This is a genomic window from Anoxybacillus gonensis (assembly GCF_001187595.1).
Taxonomy (GTDB): Bacteria; Bacillota; Bacilli; order Bacillales; family Anoxybacillaceae; genus Anoxybacillus; species Anoxybacillus gonensis.
Genome location: NZ_CP012152.1, coordinates 2614144 through 2631555 on the forward strand (window position 1 = coordinate 2614144; position 17412 = coordinate 2631555).

The 17412-nt window shown below is 43.8% G+C and carries 19 protein-coding genes; 1 reads left to right on the plus strand and 18 read right to left on the minus strand.

Annotated features, from left to right (window positions below; all coding sequences use genetic code 11):
• Window positions 1-126: 126 nt before the first annotated feature.
• The 3 genes from tnpC (AFK25_RS13650) to istA form a co-directional block, all read right to left on the minus strand.
• On the minus strand, window positions 127-1575 hold the full coding sequence (gene tnpC, locus AFK25_RS13650) for an IS66 family transposase (RefSeq protein WP_049720914.1): 1449 nt from the start codon (window positions 1573-1575) through the stop codon (window positions 127-129).
• Window positions 1576-2173: 598 nt separating this feature from the next.
• On the minus strand, window positions 2174-2929 hold the full coding sequence (gene istB / locus AFK25_RS13655; RefSeq protein WP_009361858.1) for an IS21-like element IS5376 family helper ATPase IstB: 756 nt from the start codon (window positions 2927-2929) through the stop codon (window positions 2174-2176).
• Complete coding sequence (gene istA, locus AFK25_RS13660) at window positions 2926-4128, minus strand: IS21-like element IS5376 family transposase (protein WP_049720882.1); 1203 nt, start codon at window positions 4126-4128, stop codon at window positions 2926-2928. The genes istB and istA overlap by 4 nt, the downstream gene beginning before the upstream one ends.
• 101 nt (window positions 4129-4229) lie before the next feature.
• On the opposite strand from istA, the gene AFK25_RS13665 reads away from it, so the two are divergent.
• Complete coding sequence (locus tag AFK25_RS13665; RefSeq protein ID WP_003397545.1) at window positions 4230-4601, plus strand: VOC family protein; 372 nt, start codon at window positions 4230-4232, stop codon at window positions 4599-4601.
• Between the two features lie 110 nt (window positions 4602-4711).
• Here the strand turns inward: AFK25_RS13665 and tnpC (AFK25_RS13670) are convergent, their stop codons facing one another.
• From tnpC (AFK25_RS13670) to AFK25_RS13740, 15 genes are all read right to left on the minus strand, one after another.
• Entirely contained in the window at window positions 4712-6160 is a 1449-nt protein-coding gene (gene tnpC / locus AFK25_RS13670) for an IS66 family transposase (RefSeq protein ID WP_049720885.1), read from the minus strand.
• Window positions 6161-6218: 58 nt separating this feature from the next.
• A complete protein-coding gene (locus AFK25_RS13675) occupies window positions 6219-6893 on the minus strand; it encodes a sugar transferase (RefSeq protein ID WP_240485050.1) in 675 nt (224 codons plus the stop codon).
• Between the two features lie 43 nt (window positions 6894-6936).
• The gene (gene galU / locus AFK25_RS13680) at window positions 6937-7818 is read right to left on the minus strand and encodes a UTP--glucose-1-phosphate uridylyltransferase GalU (protein ID WP_035064488.1); all 882 of its coding nucleotides are present in this window, start codon (window positions 7816-7818) and stop codon (window positions 6937-6939) included.
• Between the two features lie 686 nt (window positions 7819-8504).
• Window positions 8505-8903: a hypothetical protein gene (locus tag AFK25_RS13685; protein WP_019418613.1), complete on the minus strand. Its 399-nt coding sequence runs from the start codon at window positions 8901-8903 to the stop codon at window positions 8505-8507.
• Window positions 8904-9042: 139 nt separating this feature from the next.
• Window positions 9043-9273 carry a hypothetical protein gene (locus tag AFK25_RS13690; protein ID WP_009361897.1) on the minus strand — a complete coding sequence of 77 codons (231 nt, stop codon included), beginning with the start codon at window positions 9271-9273 and terminating at the stop codon, window positions 9043-9045.
• Window positions 9274-9340: 67 nt separating this feature from the next.
• Window positions 9341-9769 (minus strand): 3-hydroxyacyl-ACP dehydratase FabZ, encoded by a 429-nt coding sequence (fabZ, locus tag AFK25_RS13695; protein ID WP_019418614.1) that lies wholly within the window; start codon window positions 9767-9769, stop codon window positions 9341-9343.
• Window positions 9770-9855: 86 nt separating this feature from the next.
• Window positions 9856-10065, minus strand: coding sequence for a DNA-directed RNA polymerase subunit beta (locus tag AFK25_RS13700; protein WP_019418615.1), 210 nt, complete (start codon window positions 10063-10065; stop codon window positions 9856-9858).
• A gap of 12 nt (window positions 10066-10077) precedes the next feature.
• Entirely contained in the window at window positions 10078-10902 is an 825-nt protein-coding gene (locus AFK25_RS13705) for a flagellar hook-basal body protein (protein WP_019418616.1), read from the minus strand.
• A gap of 10 nt (window positions 10903-10912) precedes the next feature.
• A complete protein-coding gene (flgF, locus tag AFK25_RS13710; RefSeq protein WP_019418617.1) occupies window positions 10913-11701 on the minus strand; it encodes a flagellar basal-body rod protein FlgF in 789 nt (262 codons plus the stop codon).
• Between the two features lie 88 nt (window positions 11702-11789).
• The gene (mreB, locus tag AFK25_RS13715) at window positions 11790-12794 is read right to left on the minus strand and encodes a rod shape-determining protein (RefSeq protein ID WP_019418618.1); all 1005 of its coding nucleotides are present in this window, start codon (window positions 12792-12794) and stop codon (window positions 11790-11792) included.
• A gap of 92 nt (window positions 12795-12886) precedes the next feature.
• The gene (spoIIID, locus tag AFK25_RS13720) at window positions 12887-13150 is read right to left on the minus strand and encodes a sporulation transcriptional regulator SpoIIID (protein WP_003396966.1); all 264 of its coding nucleotides are present in this window, start codon (window positions 13148-13150) and stop codon (window positions 12887-12889) included.
• Between the two features lie 222 nt (window positions 13151-13372).
• Window positions 13373-14149 carry a stage II sporulation protein SpoIIQ gene (locus AFK25_RS13725; RefSeq protein ID WP_033383645.1) on the minus strand — a complete coding sequence of 259 codons (777 nt, stop codon included), beginning with the start codon at window positions 14147-14149 and terminating at the stop codon, window positions 13373-13375.
• A 74-nt stretch (window positions 14150-14223) separates the two neighbouring features.
• On the minus strand, window positions 14224-15231 hold the full coding sequence (gene spoIID / locus AFK25_RS13730; protein ID WP_035064500.1) for a stage II sporulation protein D: 1008 nt from the start codon (window positions 15229-15231) through the stop codon (window positions 14224-14226).
• 78 nt (window positions 15232-15309) lie between these two features.
• Window positions 15310-16608 (minus strand): UDP-N-acetylglucosamine 1-carboxyvinyltransferase, encoded by a 1299-nt coding sequence (gene murA / locus AFK25_RS13735; protein ID WP_035064485.1) that lies wholly within the window; start codon window positions 16606-16608, stop codon window positions 15310-15312.
• Window positions 16609-16639: 31 nt separating this feature from the next.
• Window positions 16640-17335 (minus strand): YwmB family TATA-box binding protein, encoded by a 696-nt coding sequence (locus AFK25_RS13740; RefSeq protein ID WP_009361906.1) that lies wholly within the window; start codon window positions 17333-17335, stop codon window positions 16640-16642.
• Window positions 17336-17412 lie beyond the last annotated feature (77 nt).

The following is a 17412-nucleotide window of genomic DNA, read 5'->3' on the forward strand; positions in this document are numbered from 1 at the left end:
TAAATAAACCGGTTTAGTTGTATTATATATGAAATTGAAAGCGTTTTACAACCGGTAACTATTCACCCCCGTGCTAGTGTGTAAAAAGCCCAGCACAAATAGGGCATTTCTGTCATAGAAAATGCCCTACGTAGCGGAAAGAACACGATCTATCGTTTCACCTGTCAACAGAAGACACAACGAGTCCCACACGTTTTTTTCGTGCTTTGTGAGTGTGGAAACGATGCTTCTTGCGATGCAAAACGACTGCGCGAACGTTTCCTGACGAAACGTCCCTGAGATGTTCTCTTTGACTTTGACCATGCGAAGATCTCGTTCGGCTTGGTTGTTGTCAAAGGGAACGTGAGCTTCACGCAAAAAGCGCAGCGCTTCTTCCTTCCGTTTTTGAAGTCGCCGAATGAAGGAGAGCGCTTTTTTTGGCAACGGTGTCATCCCTTCCAACCGATGTTGCGCTTTCGCGAGTATGCGATCATACACGCGCTCCCAACGTTTCGCTTCTTCTTCAGGAAGAAAGCCACTATGTTGTTCGACCACTTGTTTGGCGGATAATAGAAACGTGGTCATCCGTTTTGCCCATGTATGCCCTTGTTCGATGAACCCTTTCAAGTCACGTAAATGATGGGCATGACAAAGGGCATGCGTGGCTTCGGTGTATCTGGGATACGTACCGAATGCATCATGCATCATCGTTCCTTTATATTGTGGAAGAATCCCGATTTCATCGGTTGCTTTCTTTCCACGAGAAGCGTGAGGAGCTAAGTATGTATATGCAGATGTACAGGCGACATGAACCCAGGCCTGTTTGCCATCGATCCGCAAGCTCGTTTCATCCACATGCAAGATATCCGATGGAAGCAATGCTTCCTCGATGATGTCCATGTTTGGTTCGAGTGCTTCGCGTCCTCGTTTGACCATATTGACAAGTGTTCCTGTGCTGATCGGATGTTGATATAACTCTTCCATCATGTCACGTAAACGTTGATATGGAATCATTTGTATATTGTATAAATACACGACAAGCGCCGTGAGCCGTGGACCATATTGCACATGATTGGTGACGTGTGATGGGAACTCGGCTTGTTGTACGCACCGACAGTGCGGGCATGATTTCACTTCGCGTTCATGTTGTGTGACTTCCATCGTCACGGGAGGCAGATCAAACACTTGACGGACATCGACTTTGAACGGTTTTACGTCACGTAAAGAAGCCCCACATCCTTGACACGTATGGACGCGATGAACGACACGATGGTGTGGATGTTCCACTTGACAGAGCGTCGTTCCCTCATGTCCCTCCTGTCCGCCAGGCTTTTTGCCAGACGGTTCACGAGAGGAGCGCTTTTTCTCGAAACGGTCAGAAGATGGGGGCAGATGGCTATTAGAGCTGTTTTTTTTCGTGCGTGCTTCCAGCTCTTGAACGCGATATGTCAGTTGTTCATTTTCTTTACGTAGCTGTTTGTTTTCTTGACGCAAATGTTCATTTTCTTGAATGAGTTGATGAATGAGCTGTTTTTGTTGTTGGACTTTGCCCATTAAGCTCTCAACTGTAAATACAGCTTGTTGTACCGTCAACATGCGATTCACCTCCTTGTCTATCAATATTCACATCATAGACAAGGAAAGAAAAAAATATTCAGCTCACTTTATGATGTGGCTGAATAGTTACCCCAAAATAAGGTGTTGCAATAAAATATTGCAAACCTCTACTTTTATTTTATAAAAAATTATTATATTGTCAATATTATATTAAATTTTTAATAATTGAAAATTTCTGTTTATAAGTTATAATAAGTATAGAATAGAAATTTATTCTATCATTTAGCTTGAAAATACCGTTAAAATCATTCATTCAATCCTATTCACTATATCTTCTAGTTCGTGACGACATTACTAAGGATTGAACTGTTACTTCAAATAACCGTGTTCTCAGTAAATTTGTTCTATGAAAGAGTATCATTTTTCACTGTTGTTCAAACTTTAAATTAGAGTGATAACATAATTGTCATTCGCTGCAAAGCATATACTGTTCTTGCGCGACAAACATGTTCAATAAATTAAAATAAATTAAAATAAATTATTTTAACTTAATTTAATATATTTACTGAGGAGGAATTGTCAAGGCCGATTATTTTTTCCCCAAAATCGCCGGTTTAAAATTCCCCAGAAGGACCTTTCATTGATCCTTCTGTTTTTCTTGTTGGATCCTCTTTTCCCGTAATCGATAGCTTTCCCCCTTTAGGTTGAAAATGATGGAATGATGCAGTAATCGATCTAACATCGCTGTCGCCAAAACCGAGTCTCCCACGATTTCTCCCCATTCCCCGAAGCTTTTGTTGGAGGTGAGGATAATCGGGGCATGCTCGTACCGACGAGCGATCACTTGAAATAAGTAATGAGCGCTGTTCGGGTCCAGTTTTAGGTACCCCATTTCATCAATAATGAGAACGGTTGGCTTCACAAAGACACGAAGCTTTTTCTCCAACTTTCCTTCCTGGTCGGCTCTTCTTAACTGATTGACCAAATCGTGAGCGGTAATAAAATACGTTTTATACCCTCTTGCGATCGCCTCCATTCCAATCGAAATGGCCAGATGTGTCTTTCCAATCCCCGGTGGACCGAGAAAGAGGATATTTTCTTTCCGGTCAATAAAGGACAACGTAAGCAGCTCTCGAATCCGGCGCTCATCCACCGAAGGCTGCGCGGTAAAATCAAACGTATCGATCGTCTTGCGATACGGCAGTTTGGACAGCTTGATGAGCGTTTGGATCGATCGTGCCTGTTTTTCGACGATTTCTGCCTCTAATAAGCGGAATAAAAACTCTGAATATGATATATTATGAGTAGAGGCGTATTCTGCCATGGCGGACCATCGCTCCGCCATGACAGGCAAATGGAGTTGGTGGCAATACTCGTGTATGCGTTCTTTCATGAGCTTTCCCCTCGCAGGAATGCGTCATAAACGGACAATGGACGAGTATCCACTTCCATCGAAACAGGCGAAATGGTGGCGGCCATTTCTGTCTGTTTCTTTTTTATTTTTTCAGCGAATGAAATCACTTTTTTCTGTTGGTCCACGTGAGAAATCTCCTTCCCTCGAAAGTACAATCGAATATCTCCATTTAATCGCTCCTTCACTAGAATTTCTTTGCCTGCATACTCCGCCGATAAGAGCCATTGCTCCCCTTTATACGAGAAACTGCCATCCCAATGCACTTTCCGATAGGAAAGATAGCTCGTATCGTAATCTTTCAACGGGAGAGGTTTGAGTGACTCCTCGGCCCAACGCTCTTGCGGAGAAATACCGGTAGTGGCGTTTGGCTTCCGATTCGCCACTTGATCGAGCCAACGATGTAAAAGGAAATTTAATTCTTCGATGCTTTCAAACGATGTTCCTACATAGAAGTGATCCATAATATACTGAATGGCTCGTTCGACTTTTCCCTTTGTCTGGGCCCGGTAGGGCCGGCATACTTTTGGAATAAATCCGTAGTAACTCGCAAATTCAGAAAATCGCTTATTCCATTTCACCACTCCTTGTTCTCGCCCGTCTGTAACGGTCTTCATATTGTCAAATAACACCTTCTTCGGAACCCCACCAAAGTACTTGAAGCTCTGAATCAGGCATTCCATTAAGTGCTCCTGGTCCTGGCTGGTCGTAAATACCGCGTATTTCATCCGCGAATAGCCTAACGTGGCCACAAATAGCGATAACTTGACTTTTTTCCCTTCGATCACGACCTCCCCAACTTCTTTCCAATCGATTTGCATTTGTTCGCCAGGAAGCGTTTCATAGCGAACGGTGTATTTCTTTTTCGCCGTCTCTCGGAAAGGTTTCATATAGTCTTTTAAAATCGTCTTTCCTCCCGTATAGCCCTGTTGTCGAATTTCAAAAAACAACTTTTCGCTATTAAACACCCCATCTTCTAACATCCGTTTTTGAAGATACGGTTTAAATGGATCTAACTTGCTTTTTCTTTGTTTTCGCTTGGATTTGGAAGGAGGATTGGGGGAGTGAATATATTTTCGGACGGTTTTCCGATCGATCCCCAATTCCCTCGCAATATCGGAAATACTCATTCCCCTTTCATACATCTCTTTGATCATAAAAAATTCCCCTCTCGTAATCATGAACCATAGCTCCTCTCATTGACACTATGGTTCTATTGTAAGTGGGGAATTTTATTCCGGCTATATTGGGGATTTTATCATCGGCTTTAACAGGAATATACATGAACTTTACTTTCTTAGAAATTGATCATGTTCAAGTTGCTGCTCCTAAAGGTTGTGAAGAAAAAGCACGTGAGTTTTACGGAAAAATTTTAGGAATGAAAGAGATCCCAAAACCTGAGAACTTACAAAAGCGAGGTGGAGTATGGTTTCAATGTGGGAGTCATCAGCTACATATTGGTGTACAAGATGATTTTCAACCTGCTAAAAAAGCACACCCAGCCTTTCATGTAAAAAATCTTGCTGTATTGCGTGACCACTTAATTGAGAAGGGGATTGCAGTAAAGGAAGATGAACCGCTAGAAGGAGCAAATCGTTTTTATGCCAATGATCCTTTTGGCAACAGACTCGAATTTTTAGAGTGGATTAAATAATAACTGTACTTGAGCAAATTAAGCACCACGTCGCTAAGTAACTATTCACCCCCGTGCTAGTGTATAAAAAAGCCCAGCACAAATAGGGCATTTCGGTCATAGAAAATGCCCTAGGTAGCGGAAAGAACTCGATCGATCGTTTCGCCTGCCAACAGAAGACACAACGAGTCCCACACGTTTTTTTCGTGTTTCGTAAGTGTGGAAACGATGCTTCTTGCGATGCAAAACGACTGCGCGAACGTTTCGTCACGAAATGTACCCGAGATGTTCTCTTTGACTTTGACCATGCGAAGATCTCGCTCGGCTTGGTTATTGTCAAAGGGAACATGCACTTCACATAAGAAACGCAGCGCTTCTTCCTTTCGTTTTTGAAGCCGTCGAATAAAAGCGAGTGCTTTTTTCGGAAGAGGTGTCATCGTTTCCAATCGGTGCTGTGCTTTCGCTAGGATACGATCATACACTCGTTCCCATCGTTTCGCTTCTTCTTCGGAAAGTGCACCGTGATGCGCTTCGACTGCCTGTTTGGCGGCTAACAGAAACGTGGTCATGCGCGATGCCCATGTATGGCCTTGTTCGATGAAGCCTTTTAGCTCACGTAAATGATGGGCATGGCAAAGAGCATGTGTGGCTTTCGTGTATCTCGGATACGTACCGAATGCATCATGCATCATCGTCCCTTTGTATTGTGGAAGAATCCCGATCTCATCCGTTGCTTTCTTTCCACGAGAAGCGTGAAAAGCCAAGTACGTATATGTCGACGTACATGCGACATGCACCCATGCGAGTTTACCATTGATGCGCAAACTCGTTTCATCGACATGCAAGATGTTAGAGTCAAGTAAGGCGTCTTCGATCATGTCCATATTGGATTCCAGCGCTTCGCGTCCTCGTTTCACCATATTGGCAAGGGTTCCTGTACTAACCGAGTGTTGATATAACGCTTCGATTGTATCACTTAAACGCTTGTAAGGGATCAATTGGATATGATGCAAATAAACAACGAGCGCAGTAAGACGTGGACCGTATTGCACATGATTCGTGACATGTGGTGGAAACTCCGCTTGTTGCACGCATCGACAATGCGGACATGATTTCACTTCACGCTCATGTTGTGTCACTTCAATCGACACGGGAGGCAGATCAAACACTTGACGGACATCGACTTTGAACGGTTTGACGTCACGCAAAGAAGCCCCACATCCTTGACACGTATGTACGCGATGGACGACACGATGATGTGGATGTTCCACTTGACGGAGCGTCGTCCCCTCATGTCCCTCTTGCCCACCGGGCTTTTTGCCAGACGGCTCGCGGGAGGAACGCTTTTTCTCAAAACGGTCAGAAGATGGGGGCAAATGGCTATTGGAGCTGTTTTTTTTCGTGCGTGCTTCCAGCTCTTGAACGCGATGCTTGAGTTGTTCATTTTCTTTGCGTAGCTGTTTGTTTTCTTGACGCAAATGTTCATTTTCTTGAATGAGTTGATGAATGAGCTGTTTTTGTTGTTGGACTTTGCCGATTAAGCCCTCAACTGTAAATACAGCTTGTTGTACCGTCAACATGTGATTCACCTCCTTGTCTATCAATATTCACATCATAGACAGGAAAAGCAAAAAATATTCAGCTCACTTTATGATGTGGCTGAATAGTTACATTCGGCTTAATCATTATTACGATTGTCTTAACAATAATCTTTAAATCATATAAGAATGAGCGTTCACGGATATATTGTAAATCTAACTCAACCATATCACGAAACCCTAAGTCATTTCTCCCACTCACCTGCCACAACCCTGTACACCCTGGGGTCACAAGAAATCGCTGTTTGTCGTATTCCGTATACTGCGCTACTTCTCTTGGCAACGGTGGGCGTGGACCGACAAGACTCATTTCCCCTTTTAATACATTCCATAATTGTGGCAGTTCGTCAATGCTTGTTTTGCGAATAAATTTTCCGATTTTCGTAACGCGCGGATCGTTTTTCATTTTGAACATCGCGCCGGACACTTCGTTGTACTTCAACAATTCCTGTAACTTTTCCTCCGCATCTGTCACCATTGAGCGAAATTTGTACATGTAAAATTCTTTTCCGTCTTTCCCTACACGAACTTGTTTAAAAAAGACAGGGCCTTTTCGATCTTCTAATTTGATTAAAACGGCTACAAGAAAAAAGAGCCATGATAAGGCAATTAAGCCGATCAAAGCTCCTATAATGTCCATCATTCGCTTGGTGATTAAGTAGCTTTTTCTCTCGTTAATGAGTACTTGTTGTGTATATCTTTGTTGGACTTGTATACTGGCAGTATTGCCTGATTGAGCCAACTTCCTTCATCCCCCTTCATTCAGTCACTTTTGCTTCTTTTAATATGTTCTCGATAAATGGAATAAGCTGTTTTTTCAACTCCTCATCTTGCATCGCAAACTCCACCGTCGTCTGGATAAATCCTAGCTTCTCCCCGACATCATATCGCTTGCCTTCGAACTCGTACGCAAACACTCTTTGAATTTCGTTTAGTTGTTGAATCGCATCGGTTAGTTGAATTTCACCGCCTGCGCCTGTTTCTTGTTTGTCGAGAAACATGAAAATTTCAGGCGTAAGTATGTATCGTCCCATGATGGCTAAGTTGGACGGTGCGGTGCCTGGTGCTGGTTTTTCGACGAATTGTTTCACTTGATAGCGGCGGCCTTTTTTGTCGAGTGGGTCGATGATGCCGTAGCGATGTGTTTCGTCATCTCTGACTTGTTTCACTCCGATGATGGAGCTATGTGTTCGTTCAAATTCGTCCATCAGCTGTTTTAAACAAGGTTTTTCTGCTTGGACGATGTCGTCGCCTAATAGGACAGCGAATGGTTCGTCTCCGATGAATTTGCGTGCGCACCAAACCGCATGGCCAAGTCCTTTCGGCTCTTTTTGACGAATGTAGTGAATGTCAACTTTGGACGGTTCTTTTACTTTTTCTAGCAAGTCATGCTTATTGCTTTTTAATAATGCTTGTTCTAGTTCAAATGCATGATCAAAATGATCCTCGATGGCGCGTTTTCCTTTTCCTGTGACGATAATAATATCTTCAATGCCTGATTCAATCGCTTCTTCAACGATGTATTGAATCGTCGGTTTGTCGACGATCGGAAGCATTTCCTTCGGCATCGCTTTTGTCGCAGGTAAAAATCTTGTTCCAAGCCCGGCAGCTGGGATGATTGCTTTTCGCACCTTTTTCACATAGATCCCTCGCTTTCTAAACTGTACACCCACGTACATGTTATATATGCACAACATATACGTCGATGTACAAAAAATAGCCCCCGTTGAGAGTTAGCCAGTTAGACATTAAGTTGAACATTTCTTTTTCATGTTCTATGATCCAATCGAGCAACACATCATGTTTTTACCTTTAAATGCAACATGATTAAATGGGTGGATTCTTTCATAAGCTGCAAATCGTTTCGTAGCCATTTATCCTTATAACACGCTCAAAAAGAGACAGAAATAAAAACAAGGTTGGCATTCCCCGTCCTCACACCGCACCATTGAAGACAAGCGTCTGAGGTGCTCGGCACATCGTTGTCCCCACCACAGCACGACCGAGTGACTCCATTGATAACAGTAAGATGCTATCATACACATATTTCCGACAAAACCATTCACTAGGTTTATTATAACAACAAAAAATTCTTTTATATAGTATATTTATTAATTTTTAACAAAAAGAAAACCGACAGTGCCATGTTCTGCCGGTTAATGAATCGTTTCTTCGTTATGTCCTTCTTCTCCAATGATTCGTTTTGCTTGTGCGATGATATCATTCACTTCAGCAACGGTATATTCTCGATCTGGGAGCGGACGGTCATATGCTTGATAATATAAAATTTCTGCTAGTTTTCGTTGCTTTTCGCTCGCTCGTTTCGTTAGCTTTTCTTTTTTTTTAATTCTTGTTGGAGACGTTCGATATGATATTTTGCTTCTAACTTGCAGCCGTAAGGGAAATCGTCGATGCCGAGCCGTTCAACGAGACGGTTAATTTCTGCGATTTGTTCGTCTGTTGGAGGTTCGTTGACGAGTTGGTCGATAATTTCGTTAATGCGCGCAGCGAGCTGTTCATGAAATTGTGGGTTTGTTTTGATCGCATCGTCTAATTCTGCAAACCATGTTGCTTTATTGTACAAATAATGGCGCCACTGTTCCATCAATGTTGCCGCATCGTATTTCGTTTCATCCCAACCGATTGTTTCCATATATCGTTCAAATACTTTTTTAATCGACAGCGTCATGTTCATTTTCATGCGATGAGGAAGCTGTTTTAACATATATAAAAACCCTCCATATCATTATCGTCAACCGTTAATGTATCATAAAGAAACGTGTGTTGACAAAGTTTTTTTATAACTTTGCTAGATGTTATAGGAAGGGAGGGAATAAAAAAACGCAAGAGGAAATCTCTTGCGCTTATTCGTCCGTATTGTCTGCATCGTTCATATCTTCAGCGTCTTCAACAGCGTCTTCTTCATCTGGGACCGCATCGTTTTCATCGTCGCCGACACCTTCATTTGTGTCTTCGCCTGGCTGCATTTCTTCTTGGTTGTTCATGTCGTTATCTGTATCGTCATTGTTACAACCGGTCACAACCATGATGGCAATGAGCGCGCTAAGTAGTTTAAATAGCCATTTTGTTTTCATCGTTGTTCTCCTTTCTGTCATGTATGTAATCACTTATAACATGTCCAGAAAGGGGACCGGTTATACATTATTTTTCTCCAAGCGCAAACATGATTTCTGTTTCGCAAACGAGTTCGCCATCGACTGTGGCGATGCCCTTTCCTTTGCCGATGGCGCCTTTAAAGCGAATCATTTCGACTTCTAAACGAAGTTGATCGCCCGGTTTCACTTGCTTTTTAAATCGGCAGTTGTCGATGCCTGTGAAAAAGGCGAGACGGCCGCGATTTTCTTCCTTCATTAACATCGCGACAGCCCCAACTTGTGCGAGCGCTTCAACAATTAATACGCCCGGCATCACAGCATATTCAGGAAAATGACCGACAAAAAAATGCTCGTTTGCACTGACGTTTTTAATGCCGACGGCTCGCTTTCCTTCTTCCACTTCAACGATGCGATCAACGAGTAAAAATGGATAGCGATGTGGGATAATTTGTTGAATTTGTTGCATATCAAGCATATGTGATTCCTCCTTTATAAAAAAACGGAAGGATCTCCCTTCCGTCGTTTGCTTTCAATGTATCATGTTTTTCAGTGGTCTGTCCACTACTGTTTTTCGATTAAATCGATAATATGTTGCCATGTTGTTGGTTTTAGTGCGTCCAACGGCTTGCCGCCGCCGATCACACCGTAACCGATCATCGCCCCGATCGCCCCGCTTAGCACCACGAGAGCAACCACAATGATGAGGCGAAGCCAAATCGGAATGAGGCGACGGCGCGGACGACGAAGTGAACGTTTTTGTTTTTCCTCCATCTTCTTCCCTCTCTATGAACGAATACCGTTAATCAGCCCCATCATTTGATCCGATAATGTAATCGCCCGAGCATTAAACTGATATGACCGTTGAGTGATCATCAGTTCGCTCATTTCTTTCGGTAGTTCCACGTTCGATTGTTCAAGGGCATATTGTTGCATCGAGATCGAGGTACGGTTGTTGTTAGCTAAATTGACGACCGCATTCGGCGCACTTACATCAGCTGGGAAAGCAAATCGGTTTTCGCCGAGCGCTTGCATGAGCTGCGGACGTGTCACATATGAAACACCAATGTTTACCGTCTGCATTACGTTTCCGTTTGGCGCAATGAATTGCATCGTGCCGTTTTGATTGACTTGAATATTTTTAAACCCTTCGCGCACGGTAATCGGTTCATCGTTTTCATCGAGCACCGCATAACCATCTGCTGTTACAAGCATCAGTTCATCTGGATTGTTCGCGGACGGACTAAGGTAAAACGCACCATCGCGCGTATATTGAATCCCACCATCGACAAAAATGCGAAAAAACTGTCCTTCTTTTGTGAAGGCGAGATCGAGCGGGCGATCTGTTTTCACAACGAGCCCTTGTTTCATTTGCATATGTGTCGATGCTATTTTCGCTCCGACGCCAAGGCGAAGACCGTCAGGCGTGAAGCGTGGTGCTTCGTCTGTTTTTGGCAAGTTTTGAAATTGTTGAGCAAGCAGTTCGCCAAATACGGCATCGCGCTTTTTAAATCCAGTCGTATTGACGTTTGCAATATTATGGCTAATGACGTCAAGCTGTTGTTGTAGTTGGTTCATTGTATTGGCGGCAGTAATCATTGAGCGCAACATACGTATCCTCCTACTTTAAGCGACCAATTTCGTTGGCTGCTTTGTCCATACTTTTATCGTACGCTTGTAAAATTTTTTGGTTCGCCTCAAACGCTCGGTAAGCTGAAAGCATATCTGTCATCGCGCGAGACAAATCGACGTTCGAGCGCTCAATATATTGTTGGCGAATCGTATACGTCTCAGCAAGCGGAAGCTCCCCTTCTGCTCGGAATAAACCGTTTCCTTCTTTCGCAAGCGATTGAACGTTTGCCGCATAAGCGATGCCAAGGCGCGCGATCGTTTCTTCGCCTTTTGTGATCGTGCCGTCTTCACGTACTGTAAACTGCTCATCGCCTACTTGAATGCGGTTACCGCTTTCATCAAGCACGTAAAAGCCGTCCGTCGTCGTTAAAAACCCGTCTGCATCTATGGTGAAATGACCATTCCGCGTATAACGAACGTCGCCTGATTCATTTTGTACGATAAAAAACGATGTGCCTGTCCCATCAACGATCGCGATATCGGTGTTATTGCCTGTTTCGCGTATATCCCCTTGAGTAAAGTTTGGCACAAGCTCTTGCACGTACACACCTGTCGATAACGGACCGATATATGTACGATCACGCCACGTCGGTTTTTTTTCAGTCGGAATCGTCATTTGTTGAATACGATGCATGAGCATATCTGGAAAAGCTCTTAATGACGCTTGATCGGCTTTGTAGCCTGGCGTATTGGCGTTTGCGATATTGTTCGTTATCATTTCAATGCGACGCTGTTGAGAAAGCATGCCTGAAGCAGCTGTATATAGTCCGCGAAACATAAAACGTCCTCCCCAATCGTTTTTACACTACTTCCATTATAAAAGAAAAAGGGGAAAAAAGCGAATAGGTACCATTTCCCAATGGCACCTATACAGGTTGACGATACGGAGCTTTGTCAATGTTATCAAGCATTAAACCTGTGCCGATCGCCACGCAATCCATCGGATTTTCCGCGATAAAGACAGGCACTTTCAGCTCTTGCGCAAGCAGTTGATCGATGCCGTGAAGCAACGCCCCGCCGCCTGTCAAGAAAATGCCGCGGTCGATAATGTCTGCCGATAATTCCGGCGGTGTGCGCTCAAGGACGCTTTTTGCCGTTTGGACGATCGTATATACCGTTTCGCGTAGCGCTTTTTCAATCTCGCCAGAACGAATCGTAACCGTTCGTGGCAACCCTGTCACTAAATCGCGACCGCGAATGTCCATCGCTTCATCGCGAGCGTTCGGGAATACCGTAGCGATGTTTATTTTAATTTCTTCCGCTGTTCGCTCACCGATTAATAGTTTATATTCTCGTTTAATATAACTTAAAATTTCTTGATCAAATTTATCGCCCGCTACTTTAATCGATGCAGATGTGACGATATCACCCATCGATAAAACAGCAACGTCCGTCGTGCCGCCACCGATGTCGATGACCATGTTTCCAGAAGGTTGGAAAATATCCATTCCTGCACCGATCGCGGCCACTTTCGGCTCTTCTTCTAAGTACACTTTTTTGCCGCCACTTTTTTCTGCTGCTTCTTTAATCGCTTTCCGTTCTACCGATGTAATGTTTGTTGGGCAACAAATTAAAATGCGCGGTTTCGCAAACCATCCTTTTAAGTTAAGTTTGCTTAAAAAATGTTTCAGCATCGCTTCTGTAATTTCAAAATCCGCAATGACACCATCTTTTAACGGACGGATGGCAACAATATGCCCAGGCGTACGTCCGACCATGCGCCGCGCTTCTTCCCCTACCGCTAACACCCGCTTCGTATGTTGATCAATCGCTACCACAGAAGGTTCGTTTAATACAATGCCTTTTCCTTTCACATAAATCAACACGTTCGCCGTGCCGAGATCGATGCCGATATCTCTTGCTAAAAACATGTATGTTCCTCCTTGCCATTTCTCCTAATAAAATATTCTACCACAACGATGACGAAAAAAAGAGAATATTTTTGACAAGGGGAACAACAAATTTACGTCGCTTGCTCCGTTTCTTTTTTATACTTTTTCTTCGTCGCTTCTCCTCCACGCAAATGGCGAATGGATTTATGGTAATCTAAAATTTCTTTTACTTCATTCGCTAATTCGGGGTTAATTTCCGGGAGCCGTTCCGTTAAGTCTTTATGCACGGTGCTTTTGGATACACCGAACTCTTTCGCGATGACGCGAACGGTTTTTCTCGTCTCCACGATATACTTGCCAATCTTGATTGTACGCTCTTTGATGTAATCGTGCACACTGCTCGCCCTCCCTAAGTTGGATGTGAGAAGTGTGAAATGAGACGTATAAGGCGTTTATCGCAGTGGCGTTTACTCGTTCATAACGAAATCGTCAATCTCATCTATTAATCGTTCATCTCACCTCAAACACCCTCGTTGTTCAAGTTTGTAATAGTGTATTAGGGAAGGAGAAAATATATTCCATAAAAAAGCGAACAGATGAGCATTTTGCCCATCTGTTCATGTTCTTGCCATTCCGATCGAAGCATCTGGAACAGTGCTTGACGGATCGCTTTCTTGTTCATCTGTTTTGTTTTGATTTGTTTCTTGTTGTTCCGTTTGTTGTTCTTTCGTTTCTAATGCGCTAAGCGGTTGATCGAAGTAAGCGACCGGATTGACAGCTTGCCCATCTTTCCGAATTTCAAAATGGACGTGGACGCCTGCTTCTTTATTAAACTCGTTTGTTCCGGCCTTTGCGATCACTTGTCCTTGTTTTACTGTATCGCCTGCTTTCACTTGTACGTCTTTTAATGATTGATATATCGTTACAACGCCACGATCGTGTTGAATATGAACGACGTAACCAAAGAGCGGGTCTTTTTCTGCTTTCACGACCGTTCCGCTTAACGATGCGGTCACATCAAAGCTTTCGCCGTTTTTCATCGCGATGTCGACACCTTTGTTCGGATAATATTCATCATTATAAGAGACGAGAGCAGCTTCTTGTTCTTCGGCTGATGCATTAAAGTCGTAAAACGGTTTTGCGATTTCGACAGCGTTTGGATCAAGGACAGGCATCGCGATTTGTTCAACTGCTTGTTGGACAGGAACAGATTCTTGTTCGTTTACAGCTGTGCCCGGTTTTGTTTCATCAACAGGCGGTTGCACGATATCGTTTGTTTTGCTTTGGAACCAAAGCACACCTGTTAAAATGAGCGCTGCGCTTAACAAATAAATCGAAGGAACAACCCAACGTTTACGGAACAACTTTGAAACTTTTTTGTTTTCTTCTTTCATGTTCATCACCTCAGCAACCATTGTGAACAGAAAGAAGAACATTTATACACAAGAAAATAAAAAAATTTGCCGCTTCAAAATTTTGAAGCGACAAGTGACACATCGTGAATTTGTACTCCGCGATAATAATATTGGACAATTTCTTTATACGTTTTTCCTTGCTTTGCTAAAAAGTTCGCCCCGTATTGACTCATCCCAACGCCGTGACCGTATCCTTTCGTCGTGACGACAATGTTGTTTCCTTGCCTTGTCCATGTAAAATCCGTTGATTTTAATTGCAGCTTTTCGCGCACTTCCCGTCCGGTCAGCTGTTTTCCATTAATATCGACAAGAGCGACCCGTTTTCCCGGCGTGCGCGCGAGCACTTTGCCGACTGATCCGTCTTTTGGCAATTTTACACCGAGCCGCTGTTCAAATTCGCGCACAGATAGCGTCACTTGTTCGTAAAATTTTGGCGACTGTGCATCCCACGGGCTCTCCACGCTCGTTAAATAAGGGAAAGCGTTTTGCCAATACGCTTCTGAATTTTCCGTATAGCCGTTGCTTGTGGAAAAAAACGCGGCTTCAATCGGCTCATTGTTGTACGTTAAAATTTGTCCGCGCGTCGCCTCGACCGCTTCTTTAATTTTCTTTATTTTCCATTCGTAACTGATTCCCCATCGTTCCTTCAACTGCTCGTCGTTATAATACACTTGATGCATAACCGTATCAGTCACGTTCGCTCCTTCAGGCAGTTGAATGGGTTGGTTATGCATCAGCTGTTTAACGATATACGTTCTAGCGGTAAGCGCTTGAGCTTTTAACGCTTCCATTTCAAATTCCGCTGGCATTTCTGCCGCTACAACGCCAACGACATATTGCTCAAGCGGAAGCCGTTCGACCTTTTTTTCTTTACTTCTGTACACTGCCACTTCCACGATCGGTTCGTCGCGCGCTTGAACGGGCTGCGGTTCGGCCGGAAGGGGTGTGTCTTCCTTTTCCCCAAACGCTAAAACGACTAATGCAGGAATAAGTAACATAAGTGTAAATAACGCAACGGTCGCAATCATCCATTGTCGCAAATGCCATCCCCCCTTTATCATTATTAAACTGTATGCAGGAGGACAAGCATATATGCAAAAACGACCATTAGCTTTTCGCAAACGGTCGTTTTCTCAAAGTTATCCAATATCTGTCACTTGTTTTTCTACCGTGTCGACATGTTCGCGTACACGTTCAATATCCGCCCCTAAAGCAGCTAACTTCTCATGGAAGCGAACGTAACCGCGATCTAAATGTTTCAGCTCAGTTACACGCGTATATCCTTCTGCCACTAATCCAGCTAAAATAAGCGCTGCCGCAGCACGCAAGTCCGTTGCCGCCACTTCTGCCCCTTGCAAGCTGCACGGACCGTTAATGATGACCGAACGGCCTTCAATCTTCACATCCGCGTTCATGCGACGAAATTCTTCAACGTGCATAAAGCGGTTTTCAAATACTGTTTCTGTCACCATGCTTGTGCCTTCCGCTTTCATAAGCAGCGCCATCATTTGCGACTGCATATCCGTTGGAAAACCGGGATGTGGCATCGTTTTTACATCGACCGCTTTTAGCTTGTCAGGAGCAATGACGCGCAAACCGCTGTCTTCTTCAATAATGGTGACACCCATTTCCTCAAGTTTGGCGATCAACGACGTTAAATGTTCTGGCACCGCACCTTGTACGAGGACGTTTCCTCCTGTAATCGCAGCGGCAATCATAAATGTTCCTGCTTCAATGCGATCAGGAATAACGGTATGTTGTGCACCATATAATGTAGTAACACCTTCAATGCGAATCGTGCCTGTTCCTGCACCGCGCACTTTTGCGCCCATCGCATTTAAAAAGTTCGCTAAATCAACAATTTCTGGTTCTTTTGCGCAGTTTTCAATAATTGTTGTTCCTTCTGCCAAAACGGCAGCCATCATAATGTTTTCTGTCGCACCGACACTTGGGAAATCTAAATAAATTTTTGCCCCGCGCAATTTTCCGTCCACTTCAGCGTCGATGAAACCGTTGCCGATTTTCACCGTCGCACCCATCGCTTCAAATCCTTTTAAATGTTGGTCAATTGGTCTTGACCCGATCGCACAGCCACCCGGTAGTGCGACACGTGCGCGACCTTTGCGCGCAAGCAATGGACCCATTACTAATACAGATGCTCTCATTTTTCGTACATATTCAAATGGAGCTTCAATACTTAGCTCTCCAGATGCATCGACGACGATGGTGTTTTTGCCAACCGTCACGTCTGCTTGTAAGTGACGTAACACTTCGCTAATCGTATATACATCGGAGAGTTCAGGTACATCGTAAATGACGCTTTTTCCTTCACTCGCTAATAATGTTGCGGCGATGACAGGCAACACAGCGTTTTTCGCACCTTCCACTTTCACTGTGCCGCTCAACCGCTTCCCGCCGCGGACGATGATTTTTTCCAAGGCATTCCCCTCCGCGTCCAAAGTCTCTATATTAATATTCAGCTGTTATGATTGGGGTGCCAATGACAACGGTCGTTCGCGCGCCCAATCCGTTTTGTCGTAACGCCAGTTGAAGATTCATTTGTTGTTGTCCGACAGAAAGTGATGTCTTCCACTGCTCAGTATATGCTGAGACGGAGACAAATGTCTCTTCACGTAATGATTCAATCGGTTGCGCTTGAAAGGAAGCAAGCAAGCGAACCGCCTTGTCAAACAAAACACCTTTCATCTTACCATCGAATTCCCCTGTAATACAAGTGAAAAATGTAGGTTTTACGAATAATTTTGTCGTTTGTCGGACGAGCGTGCGTTCGAGTTGTTTATTCCACGTTGAACCGGTTGCTTCGTATAAAATAATGACTGCTGGATGATGAGCGACCGTGATGAGTTGAATCGTTTCAACGTAAGCGGAGGTTTCACGTTTGCCAATCATCTTGTGCGGTTCAACTGTCCAATGGAAAGAGGACCATGTTCTCACGTATTGTTGGATCCAGTTGTGAGGGTCTTTTGTAAGCACTTGCTCTTTGGCGTAGACGTTCCATCGTTTGGGGTGAATATGATGGGCTTCAAATACGCCGAGCATGTCGTTTATTTTCGTTATTTCTCTTTCGACACGTTCATCATCATACATCCGATAACCACTTAATAACAAACAAAAAATAACGAGTGCCAACCATCTTTTTCTCATCTCTTTTCCCTTCCTCTCCTTAGCTTTTATTGTTGCCAGATCGGAAGGGAACATACGTGAAAAAAATCGACAACGCT

Bases quoted from the DNA above. Each gene is read 5' to 3' on its own strand.
- flgF (WP_019418617.1), bottom strand. From the start codon at position 11,701: ATGTTTCGCGGACTATATACAGCTGCTTCAGGCATGCTTTCTCAACAG.
- tnpC (WP_049720914.1), bottom strand. From the start codon at position 1,575: ATGTTGACGGTACAACAAGCTGTATTTACAGTTGAGAGCTTAATGGGC.
- fabZ (WP_019418614.1), bottom strand. From the start codon at position 9,769: ATGCTTGATATGCAACAAATTCAACAAATTATCCCACATCGCTATCCA.
- spoIID (WP_035064500.1), bottom strand. From the start codon at position 15,231: ATGATAAAGGGGGGATGGCATTTGCGACAATGGATGATTGCGACCGTT.
- AFK25_RS13685 (WP_019418613.1), bottom strand. From the start codon at position 8,903: ATGTTAAAACAGCTTCCTCATCGCATGAAAATGAACATGACGCTGTCG.
- AFK25_RS13705 (WP_019418616.1), bottom strand. From the start codon at position 10,902: ATGTTGCGCTCAATGATTACTGCCGCCAATACAATGAACCAACTACAA.
- AFK25_RS13740 (WP_009361906.1), bottom strand. From the start codon at position 17,335: ATGAGAAAAAGATGGTTGGCACTCGTTATTTTTTGTTTGTTATTAAGT.
- AFK25_RS13665 (WP_003397545.1), top strand. From the start codon at position 4,230: ATGAACTTTACTTTCTTAGAAATTGATCATGTTCAAGTTGCTGCTCCT.
- tnpC (WP_049720885.1), bottom strand. From the start codon at position 6,160: ATGTTGACGGTACAACAAGCTGTATTTACAGTTGAGGGCTTAATCGGC.
- istB (WP_009361858.1), bottom strand. From the start codon at position 2,929: ATGAAAGAACGCATACACGAGTATTGCCACCAACTCCATTTGCCTGTC.
- istA (WP_049720882.1), bottom strand. From the start codon at position 4,128: ATGATTACGAGAGGGGAATTTTTTATGATCAAAGAGATGTATGAAAGG.
- AFK25_RS13690 (WP_009361897.1), bottom strand. From the start codon at position 9,273: ATGAAAACAAAATGGCTATTTAAACTACTTAGCGCGCTCATTGCCATC.
- mreB (WP_019418618.1), bottom strand. From the start codon at position 12,794: ATGTTTTTAGCAAGAGATATCGGCATCGATCTCGGCACGGCGAACGTG.
- AFK25_RS13700 (WP_019418615.1), bottom strand. From the start codon at position 10,065: ATGGAGGAAAAACAAAAACGTTCACTTCGTCGTCCGCGCCGTCGCCTC.
- AFK25_RS13725 (WP_033383645.1), bottom strand. From the start codon at position 14,149: ATGAAAGAAGAAAACAAAAAAGTTTCAAAGTTGTTCCGTAAACGTTGG.